This is a genomic window from Mesorhizobium sp. B2-6-2 (assembly GCF_006440615.1).
Taxonomy (GTDB): Bacteria; Pseudomonadota; Alphaproteobacteria; order Rhizobiales; family Rhizobiaceae; genus Mesorhizobium.
The window spans coordinates 64021-80854 of record NZ_VFUG01000011.1 but is presented as its reverse complement, the minus strand read 5'-3'; the positions used below and the strand labels follow the sequence as shown (position 1 = coordinate 80854).

At 62.8% G+C, this 16834-nt stretch carries 20 protein-coding genes; 14 read left to right on the top strand and 6 right to left on the bottom strand.

Annotated elements, in window-relative coordinates; all coding sequences use genetic code 11:
- The first annotated feature begins 115 nt into the window (after positions 1 to 115).
- Both FJ419_RS20875 and FJ419_RS20870 read left to right on the top strand, forming a co-directional pair.
- Positions 116 to 781 carry a GntR family transcriptional regulator gene (locus tag FJ419_RS20875; protein ID WP_140697582.1) on the top strand — a complete coding sequence of 222 codons (666 nt, stop codon included), beginning with the start codon at positions 116 to 118 and terminating at the stop codon, positions 779 to 781.
- 100 nt (positions 782 to 881) lie between these two features.
- Positions 882 to 1853 (top strand): glycosyl transferase family 90, encoded by a 972-nt coding sequence (locus FJ419_RS20870; RefSeq protein WP_140697579.1) that lies wholly within the window; start codon positions 882 to 884, stop codon positions 1851 to 1853.
- Between the two features lie 5 nt (positions 1854 to 1858).
- Here FJ419_RS20870 and FJ419_RS20865 read toward each other — a convergent pair whose 3' ends face one another.
- The gene (locus tag FJ419_RS20865) at positions 1859 to 2902 is read right to left on the bottom strand and encodes an aldo/keto reductase (RefSeq protein ID WP_140697576.1); all 1044 of its coding nucleotides are present in this window, start codon (positions 2900 to 2902) and stop codon (positions 1859 to 1861) included.
- Between the two features lie 252 nt (positions 2903 to 3154).
- On the opposite strand from FJ419_RS20865, the gene ppk2 reads away from it, so the two are divergent.
- Positions 3155 to 4075 (top strand): polyphosphate kinase 2, encoded by a 921-nt coding sequence (ppk2, locus tag FJ419_RS20860; protein WP_140541271.1) that lies wholly within the window; start codon positions 3155 to 3157, stop codon positions 4073 to 4075.
- A gap of 41 nt (positions 4076 to 4116) precedes the next feature.
- On the opposite strand, the gene FJ419_RS20855 is transcribed toward ppk2, so the two are convergent.
- The 5 genes from FJ419_RS20855 to FJ419_RS20835 form a co-directional block, all read right to left on the bottom strand.
- On the bottom strand, positions 4117 to 4761 hold the full coding sequence (locus FJ419_RS20855) for a dihydrofolate reductase family protein (protein WP_140697568.1): 645 nt from the start codon (positions 4759 to 4761) through the stop codon (positions 4117 to 4119).
- 193 nt (positions 4762 to 4954) lie between these two features.
- Positions 4955 to 5314, bottom strand: coding sequence for a HepT-like ribonuclease domain-containing protein (locus FJ419_RS20850; protein ID WP_140541273.1), 360 nt, complete (start codon positions 5312 to 5314; stop codon positions 4955 to 4957).
- A complete protein-coding gene (locus tag FJ419_RS20845; protein ID WP_140697560.1) occupies positions 5314 to 5610 on the bottom strand; it encodes a nucleotidyltransferase domain-containing protein in 297 nt (98 codons plus the stop codon). Before FJ419_RS20845 ends, FJ419_RS20850 begins: the two co-directional genes overlap by 1 nt.
- Positions 5611 to 5660: 50 nt before the next feature.
- Positions 5661 to 6692: a porphobilinogen synthase gene (hemB, locus tag FJ419_RS20840; protein WP_140697550.1), complete on the bottom strand. Its 1032-nt coding sequence runs from the start codon at positions 6690 to 6692 to the stop codon at positions 5661 to 5663.
- Positions 6693 to 6775: 83 nt separating this feature from the next.
- Positions 6776 to 7588 carry a DUF2066 domain-containing protein gene (locus tag FJ419_RS20835; RefSeq protein WP_140697544.1) on the bottom strand — a complete coding sequence of 271 codons (813 nt, stop codon included), beginning with the start codon at positions 7586 to 7588 and terminating at the stop codon, positions 6776 to 6778.
- Positions 7589 to 7763: 175 nt separating this feature from the next.
- Between FJ419_RS20835 and FJ419_RS20830 the strand changes: the two genes are divergently transcribed.
- The 11 genes from FJ419_RS20830 to FJ419_RS20780 all read left to right on the top strand — a co-directional run bounded on the left by FJ419_RS20830 (position 7764) and on the right by FJ419_RS20780 (position 16765).
- The gene (locus tag FJ419_RS20830) at positions 7764 to 8807 is read left to right on the top strand and encodes an enoyl-CoA hydratase/isomerase family protein (protein ID WP_140697541.1); all 1044 of its coding nucleotides are present in this window, start codon (positions 7764 to 7766) and stop codon (positions 8805 to 8807) included.
- Positions 8804 to 9226, top strand: a complete 423-nt coding sequence (locus FJ419_RS20825; RefSeq protein ID WP_140541278.1) for a DUF6163 family protein — start codon at positions 8804 to 8806, stop codon at positions 9224 to 9226. Before FJ419_RS20830 ends, FJ419_RS20825 begins: the two co-directional genes overlap by 4 nt.
- A 302-nt stretch (positions 9227 to 9528) precedes the next feature.
- Positions 9529 to 10044, top strand: coding sequence for a MarR family winged helix-turn-helix transcriptional regulator (locus tag FJ419_RS20820; RefSeq protein WP_040983294.1), 516 nt, complete (start codon positions 9529 to 9531; stop codon positions 10042 to 10044).
- Positions 10045 to 10522: 478 nt separating this feature from the next.
- On the top strand, positions 10523 to 11776 hold the full coding sequence (locus FJ419_RS20815; RefSeq protein ID WP_140697857.1) for a L,D-transpeptidase family protein: 1254 nt from the start codon (positions 10523 to 10525) through the stop codon (positions 11774 to 11776).
- Positions 11777 to 11887: 111 nt separating this feature from the next.
- The gene (locus tag FJ419_RS20810) at positions 11888 to 12202 is read left to right on the top strand and encodes a hypothetical protein (protein WP_140697538.1); all 315 of its coding nucleotides are present in this window, start codon (positions 11888 to 11890) and stop codon (positions 12200 to 12202) included.
- The gene (gene glyA / locus FJ419_RS20805; RefSeq protein ID WP_140697534.1) at positions 12195 to 13508 is read left to right on the top strand and encodes a serine hydroxymethyltransferase; all 1314 of its coding nucleotides are present in this window, start codon (positions 12195 to 12197) and stop codon (positions 13506 to 13508) included. Before FJ419_RS20810 ends, glyA begins: the two co-directional genes overlap by 8 nt.
- 73 nt (positions 13509 to 13581) lie before the next feature.
- On the top strand, positions 13582 to 14172 hold the full coding sequence (locus FJ419_RS20800) for a hypothetical protein (protein ID WP_246679275.1): 591 nt from the start codon (positions 13582 to 13584) through the stop codon (positions 14170 to 14172).
- A 125-nt stretch (positions 14173 to 14297) separates the two neighbouring features.
- Positions 14298 to 14777, top strand: a complete 480-nt coding sequence (gene nrdR, locus FJ419_RS20795) for a transcriptional regulator NrdR (protein WP_140541281.1) — start codon at positions 14298 to 14300, stop codon at positions 14775 to 14777.
- A gap of 2 nt (positions 14778 to 14779) precedes the next feature.
- Positions 14780 to 15907, top strand: coding sequence for a bifunctional diaminohydroxyphosphoribosylaminopyrimidine deaminase/5-amino-6-(5-phosphoribosylamino)uracil reductase RibD (gene ribD / locus FJ419_RS20790; protein ID WP_181170766.1), 1128 nt, complete (start codon positions 14780 to 14782; stop codon positions 15905 to 15907).
- A gap of 61 nt (positions 15908 to 15968) precedes the next feature.
- On the top strand, positions 15969 to 16586 hold the full coding sequence (locus tag FJ419_RS20785; protein ID WP_140697531.1) for a riboflavin synthase: 618 nt from the start codon (positions 15969 to 15971) through the stop codon (positions 16584 to 16586).
- On the top strand, positions 16586 to 16765 hold the full coding sequence (locus FJ419_RS20780; protein WP_140697528.1) for a DUF1778 domain-containing protein: 180 nt from the start codon (positions 16586 to 16588) through the stop codon (positions 16763 to 16765). The genes FJ419_RS20785 and FJ419_RS20780 overlap by 1 nt, the downstream gene beginning before the upstream one ends.
- The last annotated feature ends 69 nt before the right edge of the window (positions 16766 to 16834 follow it).

Below are 16834 nucleotides of genomic sequence, written 5' to 3'. Positions count from 1 at the left end.
GCTGGGGTTGTTACGGATACCAGTTTGGGATACCAAGCTGGTATCCGTCATGGACCTGACACTCGCCGCTGTCAATGTGGGCGCCGTCAACGCGGCTTGGAAAACGGGACGACAAATGTCGCAGATGCAAAATGTCGAGAGGCAGCTTCGCGAGATGATCCTCGGTTTGGAGATCGGCCCGGGCGAGCGGCTGACCGAGCGCTGGATCGAGAGCCGCTTCGGCGCGTCGCGCACGCCGGTGAGGGCCGCATTGCTGCGCCTGGAGACGGAAGGGCTGATAGCCCGCGACGGCCGCGGCTGGGCGGTGGCGCCGATCAACCTTGCCGAACTTGGGCAGATCGCCGTCTACCGCGAGGCGGTCGAAGTCGCGGCGGTCCGCCTCACGGCGGCGCTCGAACACCGTAGCGGGGTCGACGTGATCGCGGCGATGCTCGATTCCTGCGATGCTGAGACGCCGCGCGAGGAGTGGCATCGCGTCGGCCTGGATTTCCACATCGAACTGGCAAGGCTTTCCGGCAACGAGTTTCTGCTCAGGGCCGTGCGAGACGCGATGACCAGGCTGTCGCGTGCGCGCTGGCTGGAGGTGCGCGATGAGAAGGCGCTCGGCCGTGCCTGGGCCGAACATCATGCCATCCTCGCCGCCGTCAGGAGCGCCGATGCCGAGGCAGCGGCACGGCTGCTTTCCGCTCACATCGCCGGCAGCCGAGATCGGCTGGTCACCTCATTGCATGACGACCGGCGCGGTTTGCGCGCACGCGGATTTGCCGTGGTCGCGGCTTGAGGGAAAGCGTCGACACAATGCCGGTTGCATTAGCGGGCTTGCAACATGGCCGGGAGAATGCTGTAGGAGACGAGGGGGGACTTGCTGAACTCGCGGACGCATGGCCACACTCTCTCGAACCGCCGCAAAGCTGTTCTACTACGCGCGCAATTTCGCGCGCGACCGCGCACCGCAGTCCCTGTTTCGCGACCGCCTCGCCAGCCGGCTTGAACAGGCCATGCTTTCGGGCAAGACGGTTCGCGAGCGGCTGAACTACTACAACAAGCTGGAACACCCGTTCGTGCCCAGTCCCGATGCCGTAGCGGTCGGCAAGCTGCCGTCCTCTTCCAGCATGTATTATTACGACCTCAAGGAATTCGCCCGCTATTTCGATCCTGGCCTGCTGATCGATTTCGAATTCGGCGACGTTGTCGGCGTTCCGGAGTTCCCGAGGATCGTCAAGGACCGGCCCATCGGCGACGACAATGCGAACGGCGTGCTGATGAAGCTGAACAAGTTCCGTCACTTCTACATGCCCCCCGACAACCTGTCTTTCGCCGCCAAGCGTCCGATGGTGGTGTGGCGCGGTCATCTCAACAATCCGATTCGCACCCGCTTCGTCGAAAAAGCCGCCGACCTGCCGATTTGCGATGCGGGTTCCCACAGGGCCGATGCGCCGGACGGATACCGCAAGCCGTTCCTGAACATCGAGCAGCAGCGACAGTATCGCTACATCGTCTCGCTCGAAGGCAATGATGTCGCGACGAACCTGAAATGGATCATGAGCTCCAATTCACTCTGCCTCATGCCGGAACCGACCTACGAAACCTGGTTCGCCGAAGCCCAGGTCGAGCCCAATGTCCATTACGTGCCGCTGCAGCCAGATTTCTCCGACCTGGTCGACAAAGTGGCCTATTTTGAAAAACATCCCGACGAGGCGGGACGCATAACCGCCGCCGCCAACGCCCATTGCCGCAAATTCGGCAATGAGCAGGACGAGCAGGCGATTTCGCTGCTCGTCCTCTATAAATATTTCGTGCTGAGCGGACAGATAAAGCCCGACGCGGAAGTCTGGCGCTTCATCGCCGGCTGAGCGTTTTAAGCGTGGGAGCGGTCAAGCACCCGATCGGCCGGCCCGAACCGGTCCCTGGCGGTGAACTGCTGGTGCCAATAGGGATAAAGCACCGGCGGCCGGCTGACGATGTCGAGACGCTGCCGTTCGTCCTCGGTGAGCGACAGGCTTGCCGCGGCGAGGTTGTCCTTGAGCTGCGCCTCGTTGCGCGCGCCAATCACCAGCGAGCTTACGGCCGGTCGACCGAGCAGCCAGGCAAGCGCCACCTGCGCGCCCGAAACGCCGCGTGCCTTGCCGATGAAGTTGAGCACGTCGACAATGCGCCACAGGCGATCCTCGTCGCGGATCGGCGGTTCCGTCCAGCCGCCGATCTGGCGCGCGGTCGGGCTGTCGCGATGGTATTTGCCGGAGAGCAGCCCGCCGGCCAGCGGGCTCCAGACCAGCACGCCGAGGCCCTGGTCGAGCGAGATCGGCAGCAATTCGTATTCGGCCTCCCGCGCTTCCAGCGTGTAGTGGATCTGCTGAGTGATGAAACGGGCCTGATGGCGGCTGTCGCTGACGGCAAGGGCCTTCATCACCTGCCAGCCCGACCAGTTGGAGCAGCCGATATAGCGGATCTTGCCCTGATTGACCAAGGTGTCGAGCGCCGCGACCGTCTCCTCGACCGGGGTGAGCCCATCCCATTGGTGGACGAAATAGACGTCGATGACGTCGGTCCTGAGCCGCTTCAGGCTCTTTTCGCACTCGCGGATCAGATGATGGCGCGACAGGCCTTCGTCATTGGGGCCGGTGCCGATACGCATGCGCGCCTTCGAGGCGATCAGCACATCGTTCTTGCGCTTGCCGCCAAGCGCCTCGCCGATGATCTCTTCCGACAGCCCATTGGAATAGACGTTTGCGGTGTCGATGAGGTTGATGCCGGCATCGATGCAGGTGTCGATGATGCGTTTGGCTTCCGAAAGATCCGAATTGCCGACGGCGGCGAACGGACCGGTGCCGCCGAAGGTCATGGTGCCAAGCGTCAATGTCGAGACTTTCAAGCCGGATCGGCCGAGCGTGCGGTATTCCATGTCGGTCCTCGCAATTTTGTTTTGAAGAAGCGCCGTGGCGAGCGCCGGAAAGAGCGAGGGATTTGTAGGACAATTCCCGCCGCTTGTCGCCCCGCTATCGATACGGGGTCGATCACATATCTTCCATATCGATGCAGCTGCCGGGCGATTGCAATAAAACCGTCATTGCGCCTCTGTATCTCAGTCGGCTTACGGAGTGTCCGGCCGGGGCTTCCGAAGCGGTGATGGCTGACAGGCAGACGGAGCAGCGCGATGAATGAACTGAAACCGAATTCCGGGGCCAAGGACTGGCTGGAAGCCGAGCTCGAGGATACGCTCGACGAGGACTATGAGCTGGAGCTGTCGGAGCCGGCGCTCTCGCTCGAGATCGCCAAGATCTACAAGAAGTCGCATCCGCCCTCCATCGAGCGCATGACCTATTTTCGCGAGCTGCTCAGGCTGCAGTCGGAGCTGATCAAGCTGCAGTCCTGGGTCGCCTACCACAAGAAGAAGCTGGTGGTGGTCTTCGAAGGCCGCGATTCCGCCGGCAAGGGCGGCGTCATCAAGCGCATCACGCAGCGGCTCAATCCGCGCATCGCCCGTGTCGTGGCGTTGCCGGCGCCGACCGAGCGCGAGAAGTCGCAATGGTATTTCCAGCGCTACGTGCCGCATCTGCCCGCGGGCGGCGAGATCGTGCTGTTCGACCGCTCCTGGTACAACCGCTCCGGCGTCGAGCGGGTGATGGGCTTTGCCAATGGGGACCAGGTCGAGGAGTTCTTTCGCGACGTGCCCGAATTCGAGCGCATGCTGGTTCGTTCCGGCATCACCCTGGTGAAATATTGGTTCTCGATCACCGACGAAGAGCAGCAGATGCGTTTCCTGATGCGTATCCACGATCCGATGAAGCAGTGGAAGCTCTCGCCCATGGACCTGCAGTCGCGCGTGCGCTGGGAGCAGTACACCAAGGCCAAGGAAGAGACCTTCGCCCGCACCAACATTCCGGAAGCGCCCTGGTTCATCGTCGAGGGCAACGACAAGAAGCGGGCGCGGCTGAACTGCATCGACCATCTGTTGCAGCAGATGCCCTACGAGGAGGTTCCGCACGAGGAAATCACGCTGCCGGAGCGCGTCTTCAACCCACAATATGAGCGCCAGGTCCTGCCGCGCGAACTCTACGTGCCGGAGAAGTATTGAGCGCCCTCCTTCTCCCACAAGGGGAGAAGGAGAAGCCTGGCCTACGCCCGCCCGATCATCACATGCGAGGCATCCGCCGTGGCAACCTGTTCCATGCACTGATATCCCAGCTTCAGCATGTCGAGCCCGGCGAACAGATGCTCCCCCGAGCCGAGCAGGATAGGCGAGATGGCCAGATGCATCTCGTCGATCAAGCTCTCCTGCAGATACTGCCGAACGGTCGAGACGCCGCCGCCGACCCGCACATCCTTGCCGCCGGCCGCTGCCTTCGCCTGTTCGAGCGCCGAATGGATGCCTTCAGTAACGAAGTAAAAAGTCGTACCGCCTTCCATCTCGATCGGTGCGCGTTTGTGGTGCGTCAGCACGAAAGTCGGAACATGATAGGGCGGGTTGTCGCCCCACCAGCCTTTCCAGTTGTCGTCCGGCCATTCGCCACGGCTCGGCGCGAACATGTTGCGGCCGAGGATCCACGCGCCGACATTCTCGAAGCTGCGGACCGCAAAATCGTTGTCGGTATCCGTGGTCCCGCCATCCTTGCCGATCATCTGGTGGAAAGAGCGGGTCTTGATCATCCATTTGTGCAGATTTTCGCCGCCGACGCCCAGCGGTGTGTCGAGGCTTTGGTCGGGACCGGCGCCGTAACCGTCGAGCGACAAGGTGAAAGCGTTGACACGCAACTTGGACATGACTGCCTCCTAGACCAGTTGTAATCTGAAATCAGTCTTTGGAGTAGCTTGACTGATTGCGAAATGCAAGCGGTATTTTCTGGCACCATCGAGTCGGGCATTGTCGGGATCGTCGCAGGAATGGTAGCTGCCCGGGAATATTGGTGCGAAAGGCGGTAAGGGATGCCGTCGCAATTTTCGTCGAGAAACGCGATTAGCTGGGCAACTCTCGGTCGGCTGCATCAAGGATGCGTTCAATGGCAACGCGTAGCGCCGGCAAGTTGTCTGTCACGACAGCCCAGACAATGGCTTCGGAAGTCTTGTGATATTCATGACGCAGGATGTTGCCTATGCCACGAACCTGTTTCCAGGAAATTTCTGGGGCAAGAGCGATTAGATCGTCAGGAATGTGCCGGGTGGCCTCGGAAATAATCTCGATACCGCGCTCGATGCCGTGGCGGAGCAGCCAATCACTACGGAAATCTTCCAGTGTCTTGCCGGTCGTCGCAGCATCGATACCATCCAGAGCCGCAACGATCTCGGCGAGGATCGGCTTGATCCGACGCGGAGCCATCAAAATATACGCACGGCCGATCGTTCGATATCAGCTTTCAACATCGGATGAAGACTATCCCGCGTAGTAATGTCGATTTCGGCCGACATTTTCTCTTCGAGAAATTGTTTGATGCCGACGAGGTCGATCAAGGAAAAGCGTCGCGCCGGATCGTAGTCTATGAAGAGATCAAGATCGCTGTCCGAACGTGCGTCGCCGCGCGCGGCCGACCCAAACAGATAAAGCGAAGTCACGCCCATGCCTCTGATGGCATCTGCGTTCTTCTGCAAGCGTTCGATCACGTCATTCCGGCTCATGGGTCCATTCTAACGGATCTCGTTAGAATTCCAAAATCGCGAGGCGAGCCCTACCCCCTCAGCATCTCCGCCACCACCGGCGCGAAATAGGTAAGCACGCCGTCACAGCCCGCCCGCTTCAGCGCAAGCAGCGATTCCAGCATCGCCTTTTCGCCGTCGATCCAGCCATTGGCGGCCGCTGCCTTGATCATCGAATATTCGCCCGATACCTGATAGGCGAAGGTCGGCATCCGCAGCTCGTCCTTCAGCCGGCGGATGATGTCGAGATAGGGCAGGCCGGGCTTGACCATCAGCATGTCGGCGCCCTCGGCGAGGTCCTGCTCGGCCTCGCGCACGGCCTCGTCGGAATTGGCGTGGTCGATATAGTAGGTTTTCTTGTCGCCCTTGAGCAGTCCGGCGGTGCCGACCGCCTCGCGGTACGGTCCGTAGAAGGCCGAGGCGAACTTCGTCGCGTAGGACATGATCGCCACGTCCTGGAAACCGTTGGCGTCGAGCGCGTCGCGGATGGCGCCGATGCGGCCGTCCATCATGTCGGACGGCGCGATGATGTCGGCGCCCGCCGCCGCCTGGATGACGGCCGCGGCGGCGACCTGTTCCACCGTCTCGTCATTGACGATGATACCGTCGCGCAAGATGCCGTCATGGCCGTGGCTGGTGAACGGGTCGAGCGCGGCATCGGTGATGATGCCGATCTCGGGCACCGCGTCCTTGATGGCGCGCGTGGCGCGGTTGATGACATTGTCGGGATCGAGGATGTGCGAGCCGGTCTGGTCGCGCAGGGCAAGCTCGACATTGGGGAAGGTGGCGATGGCCGGGATGCCCAGCTTGGCCGCGCGCTCAGCTTCCTTCACCGCGAGGTTGATGGAAAGGCGGTAGACGTCGGGCATCGCGGCGATAGGCTCGCGCGTGTTCTTGCCGTCGATGACGAAGATCGGCCAGATCAGGTCGTTCACCGAAAGCTGGTTCTCCTGCACAAGCCGTCGCGACCAGTCGGCCTTGCGCATGCGCCGCAGCCGCCGGCTGCCGGTGATCTCATCGACGCTGCGCGCGCCGGCGGGCTTTGCGGGAGTGAATTTGTTCATCGCCGAAACTCTCTATTTGCGCCGGCTTTTATCACGCGTCTCCGCCGCTGACCAATGCGACACGATTGTGCCAGGCACGCGCCTCACGGCGGCCCGTGTCCTGACAGGATCTGCGCCGCGCCCCTGACCGCGACCCGGAAGGCCTCGTCGAAGCTGACGCCGCGCGCCTGCCAGCGATAGGTCTTGCCGTGATCGGCCAGCCGCCAGTCGGCGATCCAGCCAAGCTCCTTATCGCTCCACACGATGCTGCCGGCGAGCGCTCGGGCCGCTTCCGCGTTCTTGGCGAGCTTGTCGAGTCTTGCCATATCGGCCGCGGCGAGCGCCTTTTCGTCAAGGCCGCCGAGCTGCCCGGCCTTTGGAAAGGTGACGCGCATCAGCAGCGGACCGGCAGCATTGGCGAAGGATTCGCGCATCGCGTCGCCGCGCTGCTCGTCTTGCGTCAGCATAAAATGCCGCGAGCCCTGCTCGGCGGTCATGAAGACGGCGATCAGCGGCCGCTCGCCGAGCCAGGGCCTGCTGCCGAGCTGCGCCAGGAGCTTGTCGATGACAGCCGGCTTGTAGATGCAGGTTAGATCATGCGGCCGGTCATCCGTGCCTTGCTCGTCATGGATCGGGACGCCTTCGAGCCGGTCGTGATAGTGGAAGGACTGCACGAAGTCGGCCGCCTTGTCGCGTAGAGCCAGCATCTCCGTCTTCTGCGTCAGGCGCTGGTCGCCCGAGACCTTGACCAGCACCTTGTCGAGGCAATCCTTGAAGCCGATCTCGCGATTTGCCTCGCCGGTGCCGGTGACGATCGCCTGCGCCTGGTAGAGCTCGGCGATTGGCGCGGCGCGGACCGGCAGTCCCAGACACAGGAGACCGACCAATCCAACCGCGAAGCGGAAAATTCCAGGCATGTCGATCTGCTCGAAACCTGTCGGGCGCGGGCACAGTGCTTTGCCGGTTACCTAACATCTGGCGCTGCCGCCCGCCAGCGCAAGGAGCGCTCCAGTAACCGCCGCCATTGACGCGTCTCCATGCCGCCTTTAGCACTTCTCTCCCCCGGCGGACGGAGAGAGAGATTTCCTGGTGATGGATTTTGGCGGAGGCGACGAGATCCGCTTTGAGCGGCTGGGCAAGGCGGGTGTGGTCACTTTGACCCGACCCAAGGCGCTCAACGCCGTCACGCACAACATGGTCAAGGCGCTCGGCAGGGCGCTCGACGCCTGGGAGCAGGACACGGGCATCAGTCTCGTCGTCGTCAAGGCCGAGGGCAGGGCGTTTTCCGCCGGCGGCGATATCCTGCACATCTACGAGGCCGGCCGCGCCGGCGAACCTCCGGTCGATTTCTTCGCCGACGAGTACCGGCTAAACGCCCGCATCGCGCGCTTCAAGAAACCTTATATCGCTTTGATCGACGGCATCGTCATGGGCGGCGGCGTCGGCATCTCTTTCCATGGCTCGCATCGGGTGCTGACCGAAAACGCGCAGTTCGCCATGCCGGAGGTCGGCATCGGCTTCTTCCCCGATGTCGGAGCCAGCCATTTGCTGCCGGATCTCGGCGGCTCCTTCGGCATGTATCTCGGATTGACGGGAAATCGCATCCGCTACGGCGATGCGCTTTGGTCGGGGCTTGCTACGCACACCATCAAAGCGCAAGACCAGGCGGGGTTGCTCGACGAGCTGGCGACCAGCAACGATCCGAATGCCGAGCTGCGCGATTTCTTCGTGCCGGCAAAACGCGAGACGGAGCGGCAGGACCTGAATTCGATCGCCCGCTATTTTTCGCAAAGCTCGCTTGCCGATATCATCGCCAGCCTCGAGGAGGCGGCCGCCGGAGACGCCTTCGCCGCCAGGACGCTCGCCACGATCAAGACCCGTTCGCCGACCAGCCTCCACGTCGCCTGGCGCGAGATCAGCGCCGGCTCGACACTGTCGATGGACGAATGCATGAAGATGGAGTTCCGCATCCTCAACCGCATGCTTGCCGGCCATGATTTCTACGAAGGCATCCGCGCCGCCATCATCGAAAAAGGCTCGAAGCCCGCGTGGCGGCCGGCAGGACTGGATGAGGTCCGGACGGCCGACATCGACGCCTATTTCGCGCCGCTCGGCGACAAGGAGCTTGTCCTGTGAGCGAGGTCACCTCCAGGCGCGTGGTGCTGCAGCCCTCGACCACCGAGGTCATCTTCGCCTGGTTCCAGCGCGTCATCGCCGGCTACTGCCTGTTGTTCGGCATCCTCTATTGGATCCGCCTCATCGGCATCTATCCGGGCGAGCTGTGGCGCTTCGACCTGATGCCGGTGCACTGGCAGGTGGCGGCGGCCATGCTCGCGGTGTTCTTTCCCTTCGCCGCCGCCGGCCTCTGGATGCTGGCATCGTGGGGTCCGGTGATCTGGTTCATCTGCGCCGCGACCGAGACGGTGATGTATGCCGGTTTCCCCGATCTCTTCGGCAATCGGCTGCTAATCGTCGTCTCGCACGCCTGCGTGGCCTTGCTCTACATCGTCTTTCGCGTCACCATCTGGCTGCAGAAGCGCCGGCTCCGCCAATGAGCCTGATGCCGAAAAGTGTGAAGCGGTTTTCGGACGGCATCATGCTCCACCCATAAAGCCGGCCGAGGGCCGGCCTTCGGGGGCCGGTTTCGCGGCCCCGTTTCACCGCAAGATCCATTGGCTAAATCTTTAGGTTAATTGTTCTTGCTCGGGTGACCGATCGTTAAGCGTCTTCCGAAACCTCTTACCGGTAAGCTCTTGTTAGCCCTGGCGTTTAAGTCGAATTTTATGAGTATTCGATAGTGTCGCGATCAAGGTGAAAAACAAAAAATCACCAAGGCGACAAACGAGAGGCAAAGACAATGATCAATTCGCGTCCGGCGGCGAAGACCGCCAACGTATCCGACGATCGCCGCGAGGCTATCCGCTCGCTTTACATGGAATCGCTGCAGCTGGTGGAGCGTCTGCACCGCCGCCTGCTTGACGTGATCAAGGACGAGTTCGACCGCAACGGCCGTTCCGACATCAACGCCATCCAGGCGCTGCTGCTCTTCAACATCGGCAATTCGGAGCTGACCGCCGGCGAATTGCGCTCGCGTGGCTATTATCTCGGCTCCAACGTCTCCTACAATCTGAAGAAGCTGGTCGACCTCGGCTTCATCAACCACCAGCGCTCGCGCATCGACCGCCGTTCGGTCCGCGTCTCGCTGACGCCGAAGGGCAACGAGGTGGCCGACGTCGTCGCCGGCCTGTACGAACGCCATGTCGGCTCGATCGAGGCGGTCGGCGGCATCAACACCGACGAATTCAAGCAGATGAACCGCGCGCTGCAGCGGCTCGACCGCTTCTGGAACGACACGATCGCTTACCGGATGTAAGCGCTTCGAAATTGGGGACAGGAAAGCCGCGCCGAAGAAGCGCGACCGGGAGAAGAGTACGGGATCGGTGCTGAAGTGCACCGGTCCCATTCTTTTTGCGAAGGCAGGCATCTGCGGGAGTTTGACCGTCGCTCTGCGCATTGAAGCTCCGCGCCTGAAGGGCAGGGTGCTTACTTCGTAAGGACGCGCTGGCGTCGCGCGATGCAAAAAAGCATCGCTGCCGTTTCTTTCACCTCGCCGCCGCATGCAAATCGCGGGCCAAGGCCACGTTGCCGCCATAATCGCGGTCAATGCGATTTGTGAGTGACGCTGCGGGCCTGTGCCCTGCGCTCCTTGGAACCTGCGTGGCGGCAGCGCGTTTCTTGCGGCCGATGATGCGGGTCATGGTTGGCGAATTGTTAAGTTCGCCAACCCTAGAGTGCGGACAAGCCGCCCGGCAAGCGAATTGAGCGAGAGCGAATAGCCAAGAATGTCTGCCATGAGAACCAGCCGCCGTTTCTTCCTCACCGGAGCCTCCGCGCTCGCCGCCGCCATGGTTGCGGGTCACGCGAGCGCGCAGGACGTGATCGGGGACATCTTGAAATCCTCGACACGCGGCAATTGGGACGACCAGTTCGACGCGCGCGGCACCGACACCAACAAGGTCGCCTCGACGCTGCCGATCTTCAGCCAGCAGACGGTGGCCTTCACCGAGCAGGCGGTGGCGCAGTATCAGAACATCGTCTCCCAGGGCGGCTGGGAACAGGTTCCGGCGACCAAGAAATTGCAGCTCGGCGTCGACGATCCGGATGTCGTCCCGCTGCGCAAGCGCCTGATGGTCTCGGGCGACCTGCCGCAGAGCGCCGGCATTTCGACGGCCTTCGATTCCTATGTCGACTCGGCGGTTAAGCGCTTCCAGCTCCGGCACGGCCTGCCGGCCGACGGCGCCATGGGCAAATACACTTATACGGCAATGAACGTCTCGGCGCAGATCCGGCTCGGCCAGTTGCAGACCAATCTGCAGCGCCTGAAGGAAAAGGCCGGCACGCTGGGCGACCGCTACGTGCTGGTCGACATTCCGGGCGCCCAGATCGAAGCCGTCGAGAACGACCGCGTCGTGCTTCGCCATACCGCGATCGTCGGCAAGATCGACCGCCAGACGCCGATCGTGAACTCGAAGATCAACGAGATCATCGTCAATCCATACTGGAACGCGCCGGTCTCGATCGTGCGCAAGGACATCATTCCGCTGATGCGGAAGGACCCGAACTACCTCAAGGACAGCCACATTCGCCTGTTCGCGCCGGACGGCAGCGAGGTCGATCCGATGACCATCGACTGGTCGACCGACGACGCCGCGAAATACCGTTTCCGCCAGGATCCGGGCAACAACAACGCGATGGCCTCGGTCAAGATCAACTTCCCGAGCCCGGACGGCGTCTACATGCACGACACGCCGCAGCAGAGCCTGTTCGGCAAGCTGATGCGCTTCGATTCCTCGGGCTGCGTGCGCGTCCAGAACGTGCGCGATCTCGTCACCTGGATCCTGCGTGACACGCCCGGCTGGGATCGCCAGCATTTCGAGGCGGCGATCAAGACCGGCGAGAACACGCCGATCCAGGTCGTCAACCCGGTGCCGGTTCACTTCCTCTATCTGTCGGCATGGTCGACGGCTCCGGGCGTCGTGCAGTTCCGCGACGACATTTACGGCCTCGATGGCGCCGCCGAGCTGCAGATCAGCTCCGCGCTCTAAGTATCTGATCTAAAAGAAAAAGACCGCTCTTGTAGCGGTCTCTTTGTTCGGGTCGGCCGCAACTGCCAGTAAGCAGAACGACAGCCTCGGTGCTGGACGGCGCGCCTTCGATTGCGCATCGGATTGAATCTGCGATCGAACTGGGCTTCAGGCATCCCGGCAACGAGGCCGAGCGCGCCGAACGGCGGGGCGATGCTTCGCCGTGGCGACATCAACGACCATACGGCGCGCAAGCTGTTCACCGAAATCACCTTCTCAGAGGCGCTGCCGAAGCCGCGAGCCGCGCGATTAGCACCCGCCAGGCTTGGCTTGACGCAAACCGGCCAGCAAATTTCGCGCCGCAAACGTGGCGGGCCGAAAACAACTGTGTTAATGCGCGGCGACCTCGCAGACCTCCGGCCCCAAGGGAAAGCAAGCCATGTCTAATGCCGCGGCAGCCTCCACCAAATTCGAATCCTTCTTCGAGACCACGCTTGCCGATGCCGATCCGGAAATCTTCGGCTCCATCCGCAACGAGCTCGGCCGCCAGCGCCATGAGATCGAGCTGATCGCTTCCGAAAACATCGTGTCGCGCGCCGTGCTCGAGGCGCAGGGCTCGATCATGACCAACAAATATGCCGAGGGCTACCCGGGTAAGCGCTACTATGGCGGTTGCCAGTTCGTCGACGTGGCCGAGGAACTGGCCATCGAGCGCGCCAAAAAGCTGTTCGGCTGCAACTTCGCCAACGTCCAGCCGAATTCGGGCAGCCAGATGAACCAGGCAGTGTTCCTGGCGCTGCTGCAGCCCGGCGACACTTTCATGGGCCTCGACCTGAATTCGGGCGGCCACCTCACTCACGGCTCGCCGGTCAATATGAGCGGCAAGTGGTTCAAAGTCGTCTCCTACGGCGTACACAAGGACGACCATTTGCTCGACATGGACGCGATCGAGAAGACCGCGCATGAGACGAAGCCGAAGCTGATCCTCGCCGGCGGCACCGCCTATTCGCGTATCTGGGATTGGAAGCGTTTCCGCGAGATCGCCGATTCGATCGGCGCCTATCTCATGGTCGACATGGCGCATATCGCCGGTCTCGTCGCCGGCGGCATGCATCCGTCGCCGCTGCCGCATGCCCATGTCGTGACCACGACGACCCACAAGTCGCTGCGCGGCCCGCGCGGCGGCATGATCCTGTGCAATGACGAGGAAATCGCCAAGAAGATGAATTCGGCGGTGTTCCCGGGTCTGCAGGGCGGCCCGCTGATGCATGTCATCGCCGCCAAGGCGGTGGCGCTCGGCGAAGCGCTGAAGCCGAGCTTCAAGGCCTATGCCGAAAGCATCGTCGCCAACGCCAAGGCGCTGGCCTCCAGCCTGCAGGAGACCGGCCTCGACATCGTCTCGGGCGGCACCGACAATCACCTGATGCTGGTCGACCTGCGTCCGAAGAACGCCACCGGCAAGCGCGCGGAAGCAGCCCTTGGCCGCGCCAACATCACCTGCAACAAGAACGGCATCCCGTTCGATCCGGAAAAGCCCTTCGTCACTTCTGGCGTGCGCCTCGGCACGCCGGCGGGCACCACGCGCGGCTTCGGCCAGGCCGAATTCCGCGAGATCGGCAAGCTGATCGCCGAGGTGCTGGACGGTCTGAAGGTGGCGAATTCCGACGAGGGCAATGCAGCGGTCGAGGCCGCTGTGAAGGCCAAGGTCACGGCTCTGACCGATCGCTTTCCGCTCTATCCCTATCTCGGTTGACCGGGCGCCCCGCGTCATCTTTTATCCTGCGCTTGCGCCGCTCCTCTGGGCGGCGCGGCTTACTGGAGATCCGATGATGCATGCTTCCCGTCTCGCCGCGGCTTTGCTTGGCTCGCTTGCCGCCTTCGCCACCTGCGCCGCGATGGCCCAGGACGAGACCAAGCCGAATGCTGATCTGCCCGCCACCAATACCTTCGGCAGGTGGACCACCATCATCGATACGCTCGATACCGGCCAGGACGCGCACAAGACCTGCGCCGCCTCCACGGCCTTCCTCGACGGCAACGGCAATGCGGGCTCCCTGACGCTGTCGATCTCGACCGGCGACGCGCTGCCGCCGGATGCGTATCCGACCATCATGTTCATCGTCGACAACAAGACCCTGCCGACCGGCGACAAGATCGCCGCGACCTTCGGCGACCCCGGCGTGAAGGTCGCCGCGACGGTCACGTCCAACGCCGCCGCCGGCGGCCGCCCAAGCTGGATGGTCGACAACCAAGCTAAGACCAGCCTGGCCTTGCTGCGCGCCATGCGCAAGGTCACCTCGCTCGATGTGGTCTTCGGCAAGCAGGCCGTCGCCAGCATCCCAATGGACGGCTTCACCAAGGCCTATCGCAACCTCGGCACGTCCTGCGGGTTTTCGACCAAGGACGTCGCGCCCTGACACTTGCCGTCGGGCCGGGCAGGGCGCTGGCAATTGTGCTTGCGCCTCGCTATCTCTGATAGGAAGGCTCCGCGCTTTGCCATAGCGTCCGGCATCCTACAGAATCGCCAAACCGAAAGCTTCCCATGCGTTGTCCCTATTGCCAGTCCGAAGATACGCAGGTGAAGGATTCGCGTCCCGCCGAGGATGGCGCGGCCATCCGCAGGCGCCGCGTCTGTCCTGACTGCGGTGGTCGTTTCACCACCTTCGAGCGCGTGCAATTGCGTGACCTTGTGGTTGTCAAGAAGTCCGGCCGCAAGGTGCCGTTCGACCGCGACAAGCTGCTGCGCTCGGTCGAGATCGCGGTGCGCAAGCGCAATGTCGACCCCGAGCGCATCGACCGCGCCGTCACCGGCATCGTGCGCCAGCTCGAAAGCTCAGGCGAAACCGAGGTGGCCTCGGGCGAGGTCGGCCGGCTGGTCATGGAGGCGCTGAAGTCGCTCGATGACGTCGCCTATGTCCGCTTCGCCTCGGTCTATCGCAATTTCCGCGAGGCCAAGGATTTTCACGAGCTGCTGGGCGAATTAAAGGGCGACGAGGAGAAGACCGAAGAGGACGCCGGCTGATCATGGCGGGACAGCGACTGGACGAGGCCGCGCAGGCGGCCCTTGATCGCCGTTTCATGGCTGCGGCCATCAGGCTGTCGCGCCGCAATGCCGGCCGCACCTCCACCAACCCTTCCGTCGGCACCATCATCGTGCGCGACGACGGCGCCGGCCCGATGATTGTCGGCACCGGCGTGACGGCCGTGGGCGGCCGCCCCCATGCCGAGACCGAAGCGCTTGCCGAGGCCGGCGAGCTTGCGCTCGGCGCTACGGCTTACGTCACTTTGGAGCCTTGCGCCCATCACGGCCGCACGCCGCCTTGCGCCAACGCGCTGGTCAATGCCGGCATCGCGCGCGTCGTCGGCGCGGCGAGCGATCCCGATCCGCGCGTCTCCGGCAAGGGCTATGCCATCCTGCGCGCCGCCGGCGTCGAGGTGGCGGAGAAGGTGCTGGCCACCGAGGCCGCCGAGCAGATGGCCGGCTATCTGACTCGTTCTCTGAAAAAACGCCCGGAAGTGACTCTGAAGCTTGCGCTTTCGAGCGACGGCAAGATCGGCCGCAAAGGCGCCGGACAGGTCGCCATCACCGGCGAGATCGCCCGGCGCGATGTCTATATGATGCGCGCCGAGGCGGACGCCATCCTTATCGGCATCGGCACCGCGCTCGAGGACGACCCGGCGCTGACCGTGCGCCTGCCCGGACTGGAGAACCGTTCGCCGGCGCGTATCATCCTCGATCGCCAGATCCGGTTGCCGGAGACGTCGAAGCTGGTCTCGGGCGTCGACCGTGTTCCGCTCTATATCGCTGCCAGCCCAGAGGCCGATGCGCACCGGCGGGCGTCGCTCGAACGCGCAGGCGTGCACTTCATCGGCACGGAAACCTATGAAAGCGAGATAGCCTTGCCGGAGTTGCTGGAGGATCTGGCGGCACTCGGCATGGCAAGCGTTTTGGTCGAAGGCGGTGCCGGGGTGGCCAAGGCCTTCCTGGAGGAAGACCTGGTCGACCGCATCGTCCTGTTCCAGGGGCCGGAGGCGATCGGCGAGGATGGCATTGCATCGCCCATCGACGCCGACCATATCCCGGCAGGCTTTCGCAAATTGCGCGACATGCGGTTTGGCGAGGACAGCTATGCCGAATGGGTAAGACCATGATCGCGAAAAGTGGGAACCGGTTTTTGTGCGAGATCATGGTCAAAACGAAAGACGCTCTCTGATGTTTACAGGAATTGTCACGGATGTGGGCGCTATCGCTTCGGTGAAGCCGCTGGCGGAAGGCGTCGGCCTGCGCATTGACACCGCCTATGATCCCAAGACTATCGCGATCGGCGCCTCGATCTCCTGCGGCGGCGTTTGCCTGACGGTTACCGCGCTGCCCGAGCACGGCTCGAATGCGCGCTGGTTCGAGGTCGAGGCCTGGGAGGAAGCGCTGAGGCTGACCACTGCGTCGAGTTGGACGCCCGGCACCAGGATAAATCTCGAACGCGCGCTAAAGATCGGCGACGAACTCGGCGGCCACATCGTCTCCGGCCATGTCGACGGCACCGCCGAAATCGTCGAGCGCAAGGAAGAGGGCGATGCCGTGCGCTTCACGCTGGAAGCGCCGCGCAGTCTGGCGAAGTTCATCGCGCCCAAAGGGTCGGTCGCGCTCGACGGCACCTCGCTTACCGTCAACAAGGTCGAAGCGACCCGCTTCGACGTGCTCCTCATCCATCACTCGCTGAGCGTCACCACCTGGGGCGAGCGCCAGGCCGGCGATCGCGTCAACATCGAGATCGACACCATGGCCCGCTATGCCGCGCGCCTGGCCGAGGCAGCGAAAGAGGGGCTTTGATGACTAAAGGCGAAATTGGCTCCGCGCTGCAAGAAAAGCTCCACATCGAGGATGCGCCCGCCCTCAATGTGTCGGTCAACGATCGCCAGGTGTTCGTTGAAGCTCTTATCAAACCTCAGCCGGTGAACGACCGTCTGCGTGATACGGTGCGTCGTTATCGCGAGGCTACTGGCGTCTGACGTCCACCCCCGCCAATCTTCCGCTTGCGGTCAACACGGCTTCGGCCTAAGTCACCGGCAACCCCCCGG